This window comes from Pseudalkalibacillus sp. SCS-8 (assembly GCF_040126055.1).
In the GTDB taxonomy this organism is placed as follows: domain Bacteria; phylum Bacillota; class Bacilli; order Bacillales; family Fictibacillaceae; genus Pseudalkalibacillus; species Pseudalkalibacillus nanhaiensis.
On sequence record NZ_CP143541.1, the window covers coordinates 424,661 to 439,551 of the forward strand.

Consider the following 14,891-nt stretch of genomic DNA (forward strand, 5'->3'; position numbering starts at 1 on the left):
CTTCTATATAATGGAAAAAGAGAGGGAGGAGCGAAATGAAAAAGAAGAAGGTTTTAATCGTTGCCATTGTCGTGTCGATGGTCTGGCTCTTCTATGAGGCTTTTTATCCGATTTCAGATATTGAGCAGTTTGCTGAAGAATTAAATGGACCGGGTGGAGTGGCTGAGGCGGCTGAGTATATTCAAACGGTACATATTGAAGGGACCAATCGTTATCTTGTTTTCTTAAGGACGATTGAGGGGTCTTCACGTATCCAATATTCTACGTTCAAAAAAGCTCCGCTGCTGAACCGCTATGAATATAAAGGTACATATTCGGGATCTAACCCAATCACACACCAACCGGTTCAAACCGATCAAGGGGAGTACACGGTTCTAGTCGGTGAAAATATCAATCGGAAACTCGATCATATCGAGTTCACCTTATATGATGAAGTTTACCAAATTGATGTAGCAGACGAAGATTTCTTCGTTTGGTATCAAAAAGAGCCTGGAATCGAAGAAAAACGCACAAAAATGTGGGATAACGTGTATGAAATGAAGCTTTTTGATCGTAATGATGAAGAATTGAAGTACGAGGATTTTGAGTGAAGGGCTAGAAAAACCTCCTAAATACTTCGGAAAACGTCTCATTTACTTAGAAAAATCGCAAAATACTTCGAAAAACACCCCAAATACTTAGAAAACCATCCCAAATACTTTGAAATCAGTAAAATCCTACTACCGGTGCCTGACACTTAGGAGCGTTCCAGTCATACCAAGGGGTTGAAAACAGTGCCTGACACCGACAAAAAAGAGCGACCTGCAATTGGGTCGCTCTTTTCCTTATATATTCTTAATTTCCGTACCAGCCTTTATTTGATTGGATCTGGTCGTCGTGGCTTTGGTGCCAATAGTCGACACTGTAAGAGTAGTCATAGTTCATGATGCACTTGACGCCACTTCCTTGTTGAACGTGACCGAGACCGTAGTTGTGAGAGAACTCATGTTGTGCTGCGTGCCATGTGTTCGTCGCACCTTGATCAAGGTTGACGGAAACCGCACTACCGTATGGGGAAGAGCTGTATACGTACGCAATTCCACCTGCGTTGAAGTTCGAATCCTTCGTGAAACCGACAAGGAAGTCATGTCCTGTACCGTTCCAGTCACGGTCTAAGTCTTGTAGGATTTCAGAAGCATTTGCACCTTGAGAAGACCATTCACCGAATGCTTTCACCTGAAAGTCGATGTTGTGGTCACGTTGGAAGCCGTTGTCTGCATTCTCAACGATATTTTGGGTCAATGTCTGCCAGTCGCTGTGAGCCGCACGATATTCTTCGTCTACTGCAACGAATACAGTTACGACACGAGCTGCACCTGGATCGGTACCGCCGTCTCCATCGCCAGGGTCACCGCCTCCACCACAGAAGAGGATGCAAAGTTCGCCTTCTTCATTTTTCTTGTTTTTCTGCTTATCTTTTTTCTCAGCCTTATTCTTCTGTTCTACGTTTTTCTCAAACTTCTTTTGCCCGATCTTTTTACCCTTTTCATTGAAAACGTCTGCGACAGTCGTGTTTTCAATTTCTGCTGGCTGATCGAATGTTTCTTTTCCTTTTGTTTTTGCTTTCGGAAGTTCGTGACCGAAGCTCACTTCATTTCCTTGTGAGTCAACCATTGTCTTCTCGGAATTGGCTGCATCCGTTAGTCCTGGAGCTAATGTTAATGATAATGCTAGAGTGAGCGCTGCAAAGCGTTTACCTTTCATTCCTTTTACCCCCTAAGGTTTTTTATTGTGCGTCTATTAATCTAGCACAACATTGACTCTCATTTCGGGGGGCTTTTGGTTGATTTTTGTCAATTTATGTCTGAGAGAAAAGGACTTAGTTTCTTAACAAAAAATTTATAAAGCCAGAAGAGAATGGTGATTAAAGGGACAACCACAATGTTGAATAGGTCTGAAGTTGTGGATTTATCGTAAATGATAAAAGGGATTCCAGAGCTTGGAAGAGAAATAGTGAAACAGCATATCGACATTGGAAAGAGGGGAGTCTATGAAACCAAAAGGTAACCTCAAGAGGATGAAAAAGCCTGACTTTTGGCCTAAGTACGGCGCGAAGGTTCCATCAAAGATCAAAGAGCAAATTTATCAACAGTATTATAGTAGGGATACGCTATATGTTTACTGTGACATGTCGATGCTTGCAGGTAACAGTTCAATGGCGGTAGCTTGCTCGTACGTTTCGAATGCTTCAGTTATCGTTAAACGGCAGTTCGTCTACCCACTGAAGGATAGTCTGATGGTGAATCTTTATGGAGAACTGAAGGCTGTGACTTTCGCATTGACACATTTTGAAAAATATATCGGCTTCAACCAAAACGTGGTGATTTATTCCGATGTGAATTATATTGATGAGGTGATAAAGGAAGGGATGAATTTCAAAAAAAGACCTTCCTTAAGAAAAGCGCAGGAAGAGTTAAGTGTCCTATATAAAACACAACAAAGGAACCATCCAGGATTGATCACGGTCGAGTATCTACCTAGTGACCTAAAGAGTTTCAATCCATTTTATAAAAGTGCACATAATGCAGCTAAGAAAATGTTTCACTAAACAGGCTTCCGTTGCAGGGGCTTTTTTCGAATTAGGGTCGCTCGTTAACCTCGTATGCGGCTCTCACTCCTGATTGGACGGCACCTTCAATCCACCCGTGGAAGTCTGATGTGTGTTCTCCGGCAAAATGGATACGTCCTTCAGGTCTCCGGATGACTTCAGGAAATACGGATGCTTGATTTGGTTTATATAAAGTGAAACAACCGCCTGAAAAAGGATTTTGACTCCAGCTGAATGATGTACCGTTTATAAATTCATCATAGACTTGATTTCCATGGACTTTTGCTAAATCCTGAAGGGCCTGGCGAATACGCTCCTCATTCGTTAAACTATTCCAGAGCTTCGCATTATCGCCCCAGCTATAACTTGCAAGTACGACACCCGTCTGTTTCTTCTTATTTAGGCTGGGTGTGTAGGTGAACCGATTTGGAAAATCCGTAATAAGGTTGGCACCCTCCAAGCCTTCCTCTTCCCAAAATTTCTTTTTGAATTCAACACCTACTTTAACAGAAGCGACATAATGCAATTCTCTAATTACCTTCCACTTATCAAATGAAAAGGTATGATAAGGGATTACCTCTATAAATTGAAACACCGAAAATGGGATGGCCACAATCAACAGGTCTCCGGAAAAGAGATGGATTTCTTCATCTTTCATATTCAGTGTTTCAACTGTAACCTCATCTTTTCCATGAGTGATGGACTCAACCTTTTCGTTATAGTGAATATCGTCGCTGAGTTCCTTTAAAAAAGCTTTCGGTAATTGATCATTCCCACCTGTGATTTCATAAAATTGCAGATCCTCATTAAATACATTGTTAATGATGTCAAAAAGAATATCCGTAAAGGAAAGCTCTGCGAACCCTTCAAAACCCAGCATGACTTTTACCATACGTATGGCATTTGGGGATAAAGATGGTCCAATCGGATTGAATCGTAAAAAATTTTCCATCGAGTAACGATCGAACTGTCTGAGGATTACTTTACGTTGTTCAGGGCTGCTGTTTTGAAAGAGGGTCAAGAATGGAGTAACGGCCATCATCATTAATTCTGTGGCTGTTTTTCCTTTTTCATGAGGCTCAACAGGGAATCGGAGGATATCCGGATTTTTTTTGTATTCCCCTCGGGTGGTCTTCACCCCATTGGTATAGATGATATCTTTTTCAGTGGTATTTATAAACGTATTGATAGGAAGGTTGAATTTTCTTATAAGCTCATTCACAAGGTAATGGTTTTCCGGGATTCTCATGGCACCCATGTCTAGATAATTCTCTTCTGTAAAAGGCTCACGAACCGTATATACTCTCCCGCCTACACGGTCATTCCCTTCAAGGATCGTTACTTGATGGCCGGCTTTTTTTAATAGATACCCTGTAACAAGGCCTGCCATTCCCGCGCCGAGGATGATTACGTGTTTAGGATTTTTCGTAGTCGACAGTCCGTTCTGTAGGATGGAAAGCATATCTTCGGGATACTTAGGCGAACGGTAAGAATACGATCGGTAAAATCTTGGATAGTACCTTCCATAGGGCAGATATCTCATGAGATCCCTCCATTGAGTTACATGCTACAACTAAAGTATTAGGGGGATATAAAAGATATGTGGGTTGGTTATATGTGGAAGTTAAGGGGGTTTATATTTTTTTGGCGGATTACCCAAAAAAATAGATGAATCATTAACGGAACATAGAAAGCAGACTATAGTCTGTTTCCTGACAGGTTTTGTCGCTTCTTTAGCGCACGGAAGACAGAATCATGGTGAATTTTGGAGAGTATTCCAGAAATAGAACCTTGATACCAGAAAATTCAGTCAATAAGGTAAAGGATTAATTATACATGGAGACAATGTAAAAAGAAACGTTTAACGGGTTGGGAAATTTGGCGTGTCGAATGGGGCCAAAAACCCACCCCTTTTTCTAGAAGTTTCCCAATATCCCATTAGCAGGAAAATCCCTCCGAATCACTGAATCTGTTAAGTAATCTTTGTGAGGGAGGAATTTGTAGGATGAAATTCAAGAAGCTTGCTACACTGTCACTGGCTGCAACAATGGCACTGTTTCCAATGGTAGGTGAGGCTGCGACCAGTAACCAATTGGAAGGGCCGAAGAAAGTCGCAAATCTGGATGCGCCTAGCATCGCAGGAGATTATGTGAAAGGGGAAGTCATCGTCAAGTTCAAAGACGGTGTCGGGAATTCTCAAAAAGAGAATGCTCTTAATAAAGTAGGGGCAAAAGAGGTTGCGGATACCGATGCTGTCAAATCGAAGTTCAAGGTTCTGAAGGTAGGAAACGTAGAAGCAGCTGTTAAAGCTCTATCGAAAAATCCAAATGTAGAATATGCAGAGCCGAATTACAAGTTTCAATCCACCTGGACACCGAACGATACGTATTATAACGGTTATCAATATGGATTGAAGACAACATATACGAACTTGGCTTGGGATATTACAAAAGGTAGTAGCGGACAGGAAATCGCGATTCTCGATTCCGGTGTTGATTACAACCATCCTGATCTTGATGGAAAAACGATCCTTGGATATGACTTTGTCGATAACGATTGGTACCCGATGGACTTGAATGGTCACGGAACACACGTTGCAGGAACAGCGGCTGCTGAAACAAACAATGCTCGTGGTATTGCAGGAATGGCTCCGAATACGTACATTCTTGCTGTCCGTGTATTGAATGCTCAAGGTAGCGGATCTCTAGCAGACATTGCTGATGGTATCGAATATGCCGCAGACGCAGGTGCAGAAGTCATCAACTTGTCTCTTGGATGTGACTGTAATACGACGACCCTTAAGAATGCCGTCGACTATGCATGGAACAAAGGTGTAGTCGTTGTCGCAGCTGCAGGTAACGATGGTGTGAGCACGACGTTTGAACCTGCATCTTACACGAACGCGATTGCTGTTGGTGCGGTCGATAGCAATGACCAAAAGGCATCCTTCTCGAACTGGGGATCCTGGGTTGATGTAGCGGCCCCTGGTGTTAGTATCGCCTCCACTTATCCTGGTAACCGTTATGTATACATGGATGGTACATCCATGGCCTCACCTCACGTAGCTGGACTTGCAGCATTGTTAGCAGCACAAGGACGTAGCGCTTCACAAATCCGCGCAGCGATCGAAAACACAGCTGACCCAACTAGCGGAACAGGAACATACTGGACGCACGGACGCATCAACTCCTACGATGCAGTGAACTACTAATATCGTAGAAGGCTAGAAAAATAGAAAACACGTAAATGAAAATAAGAAAGAGGCTGATGACAGAGGAATTGACTCCTCCTCCTGTCATCAGCCTCTTTTTCGCTTTAAAGAAATGCTGGAGTGTCAGGCACTTCCACGGAAGCCTTGCGGGGGAAGGGATTCAGATTGGTGTCAGGCACCGACAAAGAACCGTTGGTGCCCAACGGGTTCATTTCGGTGCCTGACACTTTAAAAAGAATATCTTTATTTTTCTGTAAATATACTACTTAAGGTTGTGGGGTCTAATACAAAAGTATTACAATGGAGTTGGGGTAAACATGGAAAAATATGAAAAACGTGATAAGGGGGAAACGATATGAGGTTGTTGCAGTTATTTTTGAAACGGAAGATCATTGTTGGACTGCTATTCGTATTCGTCTTGATTACCGGAACGTTCGCAACGATGAAGCTGGACAAAGAATTGATGCCACCCGTTGATTTTGATGGAGCATTCATCGACATCAAGGCAGGGGAGATGAATGCTGCTGAAGTGGAGCGGCTCGTCACCAATCCAGTTGAACAAAAGCTGGCAGGGATTGAAGGTGTAGAGAACGTCAATTCCCAAACGAACATTGGTCGAGTAAGTATGGACCTCTCCTTCGAAAGCGGTCGTGGAGATGAAGTGTATCGAGAGGTCGAGTCTGCTGTAAAGGGGATGCAGCCTGAACTGACGGGTGTCGAGGATATCTTTACATATAAAATGTCCACGAACCAACCGTTTGAATTCTACATGGACCTTTCAAACGGGTCTATGGAAGAAATGACAGCATTTGCTGAGGATGTGTTAAAGCCACGGCTTGAGGCATTACCAGAGGTTCGTGAAGTCGACTTCATGGGGCTTGAGAAAAACGAAGTCGTAGTCGAATTAAACCGGGATAAATTGCTGGAATACCAGCTGAATCCTAGTCAGATCATTGGTTTGATTCAAAATGAAAATGCCGAATCCTCACTTGGGACATTATCTGGTGAGGAAAATGAACCGACTCTACGTTGGGACACAACCCTGACAAATGTAGAGGAGCTTAAAGATTTACGTATCGCGACATCTAATGGTGTGGAAACGCTCGATACGTTTGCAGATATCAGCTTACAACCGGCTGAAAATAATTCTTCCGTCTGGAAGGATGGCTCGAAAGACTTCCTTTTCATCCAAATCGGTCGTGTTTCCGATGCGACACAAATTGAAATGGCAGAGGCCGTTCGTGCCGAGGTCGAAGAAATTCGTAAGGACAATCTCATAAAAGGTTTTGAACTGAATGAAGTGGTTGCACAAGCGGATTATGTTGAGGACGCCATCAGCGGTGTATCAGACAACATTTTGATTGGGGCAGTGGTTGCCCTGGCGATTCTGTTGATCTTCCTCCGCAACTTGAGGGCGACAATCATTATCGGACTATCCATTCCAACATCCGTCCTATTGACCTTCTTGTCCATGTGGCTCCTGGACTACAGCTTTAATATGCTGAGCCTCATCGCGCTAGGTCTCGGTATCGGGATGATGGTCGATTCATCCATCGTCATACTTGAATCGATATATCGGAAAAAGGAACAAGGCTTAGAGAATGTGAAGGCAGTATTAGAAGGAACGAGAGAAGTTGCGACTGCAGTATTCGCATCTATGCTGACCACAATCGTCGTCTTCCTTCCAGTCGGTCTTATGGGTGGCGAAGTAGGGAAGTTTATGATCATCCTATCCGTCGTCATCGCTGTAACGCTCATAAGCTCCGTCTTGATCGCGTTTACACTCATCCCGACCCTTTCTGAAAACTTTTTACGATTGAAAAAGTCGAAGGTTGGGAAGAAAGAGAGCGGACTTGTTCGAGGGTATGGTAAGACCGTTTCCTGGATGGGCCGAAAGAAACGGAATCGCTTTGCTATGCTCGGGCTGTTCTTCGTCGTACTTGTCGGTTCAATGTTCCTCGTGACAAAAATTCCGATGACGATCATGCCGGATATGTATAACCGTTATACAGAGCTCATGGTCAACCTTGAACCGGGGATTTCAACGGATGATCGTGAAGCCATTGTACAAAGTACGAATGAGCGACTTGAAACCGTAAAAGATGTGAAAAGCCACTTTGTCATTGATAATGGCAGCTTCTTCTTCATTCTGATCAATATGACAAAAGGGGAAGAGATAACTCGTGAGCAAGCTCAAGTAAACGAGGATATCATGAAGGTTCTCCGTGGTTTATCCGATGATCTCCCGGTCAAAAGTGTAAGTGGAATGATGGGGGCAGGTGCCGGATCACCCGTTCAAATCAATGTCAAAGGGGAAGAATTTGGTGAACTACAAGCGATCTCTGATGATTTGATCAAGAAATTGAACGAGATTGAAGGCATTGTGGGAGTCACAAGCACGAATGAACGTCAATCACTCGAACAACAAGTTGTATTAAAAGATGAGGCAATTGAAGAGGATGGATTGACCTCACAACAGATCAAACAATCCATCGAACAGCTGTCCATGGCACTCCCGATTGGACAGATGACCGTAGACGGGGAGAATGTTCCGATTAAACTTAGTCTGGATGAAAAGCTTACGACCACAGAAAAGTTGTCAGACTTAGAAATCCTGACACCAAAAGGATTACAAAAGCTTTCAAACTATGTTGAATTCAAACAAGCAGAAGTACCGAATCAGATCTCACATAAAGACGGCGAACGATATATCACCATTTCTGCCGATATAGAAGAACGTGATTTAGGATCAATTAACCGGGATGTTCAGAAAGTCCTGGAATCGTATGAGGCACCTGCAGGCTACACGGTGTCCACAGCTGGAGATTTGGAACAGCAACAAGAGTTGATCCAGGAAATGCTGATGATTCTGTTCATCGCGATTTTCCTTGTGTATGTCGTTATGGCTGTTCAGTTCAACAGCCTCGTTCATCCGTTAGTCGTCATGTCGGTCATTCCGATGACAGTCGTAGGGGTCATCATCGGATTGTTCATCACCCAAAGCGAGCTCAGTACGATGTCCGGTATGGGTGTTATCATGCTAATCGGGATCGTCCTGAACAACGCAATCCTATTGATCGACCGTACGAAACAATTGCGTAACACAGGCTATTCGGCATCTGAAGCACTTGTTGAAGCCGGTAAAAACCGTATGCGTCCGATCTTCATGACAACATTGACAACAGCAGGAGCGATGCTTCCGTTAGCATTCGCATCCGGAGCATCCGGAAACTACCAAGCACCACTGGCGATCGTCGTTATTTCTGGTCTCTTGTTTGCAACGATGATTACGCTCGTCCTGATTCCTGCCGTTTATATGCTGTTTGCAGATATCGGAAGAGGTTTCAAACGAATCTTCAGAAGAAAAAAGAAGAAAAAACAATCTGAAACGCTTGAAGAACAAGCAAGCTGATCCAAACAACAAAGCTGGTCGAAACCAAACCTCGGCCAGCTTTTTCTTTTTCCAAATTGTGTTAAGATGTTGAGGGAAGGTCACATAAATTGGAGGGGATCGTACATGGTATTTGAAATGACGACGCAGTTTCGGGTTTCGAGCCTGGAAGACATAAGAAAGGGGGAGTCGAGTTAGTCGATTTCCCCTCTCTTAAATACATCAGCTAATCAACTACCGCCTCCGAAGTTCCACCGATAATGACCAGCAATTGGCGTACGGAAGGAGGAGAGCTTCACTTCTGCAGCAAACGGATAATTGTTATGAATCACATAAGGTGTTCCGTCTTTGGCGCGCTTATCAGAAACCAGCGCCACATGATGGAAGCCGTCCAGGAACACGACGATATCACCAGGCTGCCATTCCTTTAAATTTTCAACGTCACCAGGGATGAGTTCTGTGGTCAGCGATTGGGTAAACCGTTGGAAGTAGACGTTCTGGTTCGGAACACGTCTGAAGTCGATGTTTGGATCCGGCTTTCCATTCACCCGTGGATAAAGGTCCGTATTCGCTTCAATATCTTCGTCCATCAAATCTTTCAATGATATGTCTGCACCTAATAATCCTCGCCAAATGACATCTGTACAGACGCCTTCCTCGTCAGGAGGATAGCCGCCAGCATAATACGTACTTTTATAAGCGGTACGGTTCTCGACCTCTACTCTTGCCGCATGAACGACATCAAGCGGATCGGCTACTCCATTTTTGTTTCGATCCACTTTTGCATATAACTCCGGGACTTCCACCTTGTTCATGAACGGTACGCTAAAATGAAGACCCAACGTATCAAAGATCAATCCATCACGAAACAAAAGTACAAAGGAAAGAAGCCCGACAAGAACGACACAGAACATAACCGTCAATCTCTTAAACCACTTCACCCAATCCCACCCCTGACAACCACGTTTGTTCCATTATAATCCAAATTGGAAGATTTCACTCGTAATCTTTTATTGTTAAAGAATCTTGTTGATATTGAACAGCTTCAGGCGGACGCTTTCCGCGGGCAACGCTTCAGCCTCCTCGATTTCGTGCCTCAATCTGCGGGGTCTTCAGCTGTTGCTTTTCCCGCTGGAGTCGCCGCCTTACGCTTCTGTCTTCTTTAAATAGCAACACTAAAGGCTAACAGACCCTTAAGAGCCCTATGTAAATAAATCCTCACAAATCTAGCAAAAATAATCTATTAATCTAGTGTTTCTGCCGTTCCCATATCTTATCTCGCAACTATACTAATACTAGTCAGGACATAAAGGAGGCTTGAAGTATGAGTCATGGGTATCATAAGGATGAAGTCCGTGCTGTCATCGATCGTGCGGTAGACGAGGCGATGGAATCCATAAAAAAGGGGTCCAACACGTCTGCGGCTGCGGTTCAAGAAGAAAATATCACAGCGGCAGTATCTGTGGGTATCGGTGTCGATGCAAGTGCTGCAGCTGCTGCGGCAGCAGCGAATGGAACGATTCCACCATATTGTCTTAATGTCAGAAGGCTCACCGCGCCCCCTCGTCTCTAAGAAATCTATCAAATAAAAGACCATTTTTGGTAGCTTTGGACAAGCGCCGTTTCTATTAAATTTCCCTTCAATATACTAATAGAGCAAGGAGGTGATTGTATGGGTTACCGAAACAATATGGATCAAGTTGCTGGAGAAATGACGAACAACAATAACAACAACAGACGTAAAGGTGCAGCAGCAGCGGCGGCAGCGGCAGCAGCAGCAGGTAAAGGTGCAGCAGCAGCGGCAGCGGCGGCGGCAGCAGCAGGTAAAGGTGCAGCAGCATCTGCTTCAGCAGCGGCAGCAGCAGGTGGTCGTCGTAGAATGATGGAAGATGAAGAAGATTCTTTGGATATGGATATGCTGACAGCTGAAGATTTTGATTTTGACGCTTAATATAAATGTACAGTAAGGACTGGCTCTCTATGAGTCAGCCTTTTTTGTTTAGGTAGTCTTGCTAAATTTCTGCCTGTCTGAAAGGTTTTTTTCAATACGATCGGCATACTGTTTAAAGATGACAATATTTGAGGAGGCACAATGTGAACCCCCATTCTCTTAAGAAGACTCCGCTTGTGTTCGTCCCAGGCTTGTTTGGATCGATGAGTAAAGTAATCATACCTGGGACTGGCAGTTGGGGCTTTGGATTGGCAGGTATGGTTTACGAGCCTTTTGTTTTGATGCTGGAGACGATGGGCTACAGACGGAATCAGAATTTATTCATCTGCTTCTATGATTGGAGCGATCGAATTGAACATTCTGCACGTTATCATTTAATAAAAACGATTCAGGAAGCAAAATTATCTACAGGTGAAACGAAGGTGAATATCGTGTCCCACAGCATGGGAGGCCTTGTTGCGCGGGCTTATGCACAAAGTAAGGAGTATGAGGATGATATTGATCAGCTTGTCATCCTTTGTACACCAAACGCAGGCTCGCCACCGAATTACAGTTACTGGACAGGGGGAGAGCTGCCGATTGTCTCCCCGAGCAAATTCAATTTTGTCCATTTTTATATGAAAATGTACATTGCCTATTTGACGAAACGGTACAAAGGAAACAAGATTGATGTCATTCATCAGCATTTCAGAGGACTGCAGGATATTCTGCCGGGTAAGGACTATGGGAACTATCTGATCATGAACAACGGTGGTTCTCGGTCATTCGTTGAGTACCAGACGATGAATGCCCAGAATTCTTGGCTCGATCAGTTAAATGCGAACCGGTCGATCATTGGTGAGCGGAACATCCGAACGACGGTAATTGCAGGTACGGAGGAAGAATCTATTAAGTACCTTGAAGTGCTCCCATCTCAATCCATCATCCAGTGGTCCGATGGGAAGGTGAAAGGAGCCGCTTATACGAACAGTGGAGATGGGGATGCCGTTGAAGAGAGTGTCTTTCTTTTAGCAGGAAATCACTATACGGTAGCGGGTACCCACATCGAAACCTTGTATAAAAGTGAAGCCATTCTAAGGAGTACATTGCGAGGATAAATTGGTATAATTTCCTAATTTCCGAGAGAGGAAAATCATGACCTATGTCGTAATTATAGTTGGATGTACATTTTTTTAGGAGGTTTCCATGCTTGCCGAGAAACTGTTACTTCATGTCTTGATTTTTCTCGCTCCTGTCTTGATTTATGGTGTTTTGTTTGAAAAACGACGCAATGAACATATGCCCTATATATATGGTGTTTTGCATGGTATCGCTGCTTGCTTATGTATGGTTTTTGCCTATGACAGCTACGGTCTTTTTTGGGATTTCCGGTACGTTCCACTTGTTCTTGCTTGTTTGTATGGTGGACCGATTGCAGGATCGATCGTCTTTGTCGTCATCATGGTCACACGAACCGTTTTGGGTGGGGATGCCCTTGTCTTCGGATACATAAGCGGAACAGCTGCAGCATTGGTTCCGTTTCTATTCTCAATGAAATTCAGGCAGTATAAACCCAAAAAAAGAGTGCGTATGGCACTCCTGATCGGAAGCTGGCCTGCGTTTGTTATGCTGTGCATTTTACTTTCTTATCTATTTACAGTGGGCTTCTCAACGAATAAAGAAATCTGGGTAAACATTACGTTGTTCGGTGTGATCCAAATTCTTGGCATTGGTCTCGCGGCACGATTATATGAAATGGTCATTGAGAGGAATTTGATGAAGGCGGAAATACAACGTTCGGAAAAAATGAACACGTTAGGTGAATTAGCGGCTTCGATTGCACATGAAATCCGCAATCCGTTGACTGTCGTAAAAGGCTTCCTCCAGCTTATGAGAAATGAAAAACAGGGAGATGACAGCTATGAATACATCCCTCTCGTTTTGAGTGAACTTGGACGAGCTGAAGCGATCATCAGTGACTATTTGAATTTTGCCAAACCAGAATTCAAGAAGATCGAGGAGTGCAAGCTATCGGATGTCATTTATGAAGTGCTGTTCCTTATGGAACCTCTCGCATTGAAGCAGGGGATCATCCTTGAAACAGATTTGAATACGAAGAGCACGATTCGGACAGACCGGAACCAGCTGAAGCAAGCGATCGTAAATTTTGTCAAAAACGCAATCGAAGCGACGGAAGACGGTGGTACCGTTACGATTAAGCTAACGCCTTATACGGACTATGCCGTGTTGACGGTAAAAGATACGGGAAAAGGGATGACGAAGGAACAGCTTGATCGGATCGGCACGTTATTTTATACCACTAAGGATCGCGGAACAGGTCTAGGGACGACGGTTTCGTTACGGATCATTGAATCAATGGAAGGGACAGTCAATTACGAGAGCGAACCGAATGTCGGCACGAAAGTCACCGTCTATCTTCCAATCGTCAATAAAATGAATATGTCAGTTTCTGTTAATTGATCGGTTTTTAATTGTTCCAAACAGGGTATGGTATATATGGACAAGTCGATGAAATCCACTCAAGGTCTTTTCAAATCCATACATAGCCTTTACACTGTAGAAAGGATGGAGGAAATGACGCTTCCGTCTTCAAATGAAATGAAAACAAAACAATCCGAAATATCCAGTTATGTCGGCAAGGTCCTCCGGGATCACTTCGGAAAAGGACCAGGGTCGGTCTACGTATCGATTGCCGAGCCATTCGTAACGATTTATGTGAAAGACTTCTTGTCAGCTACTGAGCGTGTTCTTTATAGCGGGAACCATGAGAAGACGCTGAAAAAGACGAGAGAATTCGTTATGGATGAAATCAGCGATCAAATCATGACCTTCATTAAGAAGACGACTGAAATCGATATTGAGAAGCTGTATTATGATTGGTCATTTAAAAACCAATCAGGTGTTTTCCTTGGTGTCGGTCCGATTTCACAAACGAAGCAGCTTGAACCTTATAAAGGGCAAGACACTGTTCATGATGAAGTCATCATAATGAGTGAACGGGTTGAGAAGAAACCGGAGAAAATAACTTCAGCAAGGATCAATTCGAGGACATTGATTGTGGTCCGAGATGGTATTTTGGTTGAAATTGAAAAACAGCTTATTGATGATGGGCATCAAGAAATCTTACGTAAAGCAAAAGGAAAGCTGGAAAAACGTTTATTGAACGTAGAGAATATTTCCTCACATATCGAGGGCGAAATCGATGAGTATTTCATTGATTGGGACTTTGATCGAGATCGAAGCTTTACAATTTTCATATTGAATCCGAACGAATAAATGGTGGAAATGAGCTAGACAATAGAGCTAGACATAAGCCGGAAAGGATTAATCCTTCCCCGGCTTTTTTTATTTGTTCAAATACGTCAACATCCACACTGTTGAAGGGAGTGGTTTGATGAAAGATAACACAACGCGAGAAGGAGAACGGCAATAGATAGGAAGATTAACAATTGAAAAAAGGGGGATATTATGGCGAAATATTTAATTGACCATAAACACCGAAGAATTCACCGCAGTGCATTCGTAGGGGATAAATGTGATCTGCCTCGAATACCATTGAATGAACGATCAGGTGAAACATTCGATAAAAATATCGAACGACTGATAAGTGAAGGATATCGTCGCTGTCAGTTCTGTTATGACGGTCCATCCCTTCCAATCAGATAAATAAGGAGACCAAGTGTATGTTAGGGGCGATACACTTGGTTTTTTTATTGACCGTTGGACGAACGTTTGTTTTCAGGTAAACTGA

Annotated in this window: 13 protein-coding genes; 10 read left to right on the forward strand and 3 right to left on the reverse strand. The window is 43.5% G+C overall.

Features of this window, described 5'->3' with window-relative positions; genetic code table 11:
• Positions 1 to 35: 35 nt before the first annotated feature.
• On the forward strand, positions 36 to 590 hold the full coding sequence (locus tag V1497_RS02275; protein ID WP_349409376.1) for a hypothetical protein: 555 nt from the start codon (positions 36 to 38) through the stop codon (positions 588 to 590).
• A gap of 244 nt (positions 591 to 834) precedes the next feature.
• On the opposite strand, the gene V1497_RS02280 is transcribed toward V1497_RS02275, so the two are convergent.
• A complete protein-coding gene (locus tag V1497_RS02280; protein ID WP_349409377.1) occupies positions 835 to 1,743 on the reverse strand; it encodes a zinc-dependent metalloprotease in 909 nt (302 codons plus the stop codon).
• 286 nt (positions 1,744 to 2,029) lie between these two features.
• Here V1497_RS02280 and V1497_RS02285 point away from each other — a divergent pair, with 286 nt between their 5' ends.
• Positions 2,030 to 2,587, forward strand: a complete 558-nt coding sequence (locus V1497_RS02285) for a hypothetical protein (RefSeq protein ID WP_349409378.1) — start codon at positions 2,030 to 2,032, stop codon at positions 2,585 to 2,587.
• Between the two features lie 31 nt (positions 2,588 to 2,618).
• On the opposite strand, the gene V1497_RS02290 is transcribed toward V1497_RS02285, so the two are convergent.
• Positions 2,619 to 4,130: a flavin monoamine oxidase family protein gene (locus V1497_RS02290; RefSeq protein ID WP_349409379.1), complete on the reverse strand. Its 1,512-nt coding sequence runs from the start codon at positions 4,128 to 4,130 to the stop codon at positions 2,619 to 2,621.
• Positions 4,131 to 4,592: 462 nt separating this feature from the next.
• Here V1497_RS02290 and V1497_RS02295 point away from each other — a divergent pair, with 462 nt between their 5' ends.
• Complete coding sequence (locus tag V1497_RS02295; RefSeq protein WP_349409380.1) at positions 4,593 to 5,798, forward strand: S8 family peptidase; 1,206 nt, start codon at positions 4,593 to 4,595, stop codon at positions 5,796 to 5,798.
• A gap of 355 nt (positions 5,799 to 6,153) precedes the next feature.
• Complete coding sequence (locus tag V1497_RS02300; RefSeq protein WP_349409381.1) at positions 6,154 to 9,210, forward strand: efflux RND transporter permease subunit; 3,057 nt, start codon at positions 6,154 to 6,156, stop codon at positions 9,208 to 9,210.
• Between the two features lie 209 nt (positions 9,211 to 9,419).
• On the opposite strand, the gene V1497_RS02305 is transcribed toward V1497_RS02300, so the two are convergent.
• Positions 9,420 to 10,130: a DUF1287 domain-containing protein gene (locus V1497_RS02305; protein ID WP_349409382.1), complete on the reverse strand. Its 711-nt coding sequence runs from the start codon at positions 10,128 to 10,130 to the stop codon at positions 9,420 to 9,422.
• Positions 10,131 to 10,513: 383 nt separating this feature from the next.
• On the opposite strand from V1497_RS02305, the gene V1497_RS02310 reads away from it, so the two are divergent.
• The 6 genes from V1497_RS02310 (at position 10,514) to V1497_RS02335 (ending at position 14,806) form a co-directional block, all read left to right on the forward strand.
• Positions 10,514 to 10,762, forward strand: a complete 249-nt coding sequence (locus V1497_RS02310; protein ID WP_349409383.1) for a hypothetical protein — start codon at positions 10,514 to 10,516, stop codon at positions 10,760 to 10,762.
• A gap of 99 nt (positions 10,763 to 10,861) precedes the next feature.
• Entirely contained in the window at positions 10,862 to 11,140 is a 279-nt protein-coding gene (locus V1497_RS02315; RefSeq protein ID WP_349409384.1) for a hypothetical protein, read from the forward strand.
• Positions 11,141 to 11,343: 203 nt separating this feature from the next.
• The gene (locus V1497_RS02320) at positions 11,344 to 12,237 is read left to right on the forward strand and encodes an alpha/beta fold hydrolase (protein ID WP_349410724.1); all 894 of its coding nucleotides are present in this window, start codon (positions 11,344 to 11,346) and stop codon (positions 12,235 to 12,237) included.
• Between the two features lie 88 nt (positions 12,238 to 12,325).
• Positions 12,326 to 13,600 (forward strand): ATP-binding protein, encoded by a 1,275-nt coding sequence (locus V1497_RS02325; protein ID WP_349409385.1) that lies wholly within the window; start codon positions 12,326 to 12,328, stop codon positions 13,598 to 13,600.
• Between the two features lie 36 nt (positions 13,601 to 13,636).
• Positions 13,637 to 14,416 (forward strand): Na-translocating system protein MpsC family protein, encoded by a 780-nt coding sequence (locus tag V1497_RS02330; RefSeq protein ID WP_349409386.1) that lies wholly within the window; start codon positions 13,637 to 13,639, stop codon positions 14,414 to 14,416.
• A 192-nt stretch (positions 14,417 to 14,608) separates the two neighbouring features.
• Entirely contained in the window at positions 14,609 to 14,806 is a 198-nt protein-coding gene (locus V1497_RS02335; RefSeq protein WP_349409387.1) for a hypothetical protein, read from the forward strand.
• Positions 14,807 to 14,891 lie beyond the last annotated feature (85 nt).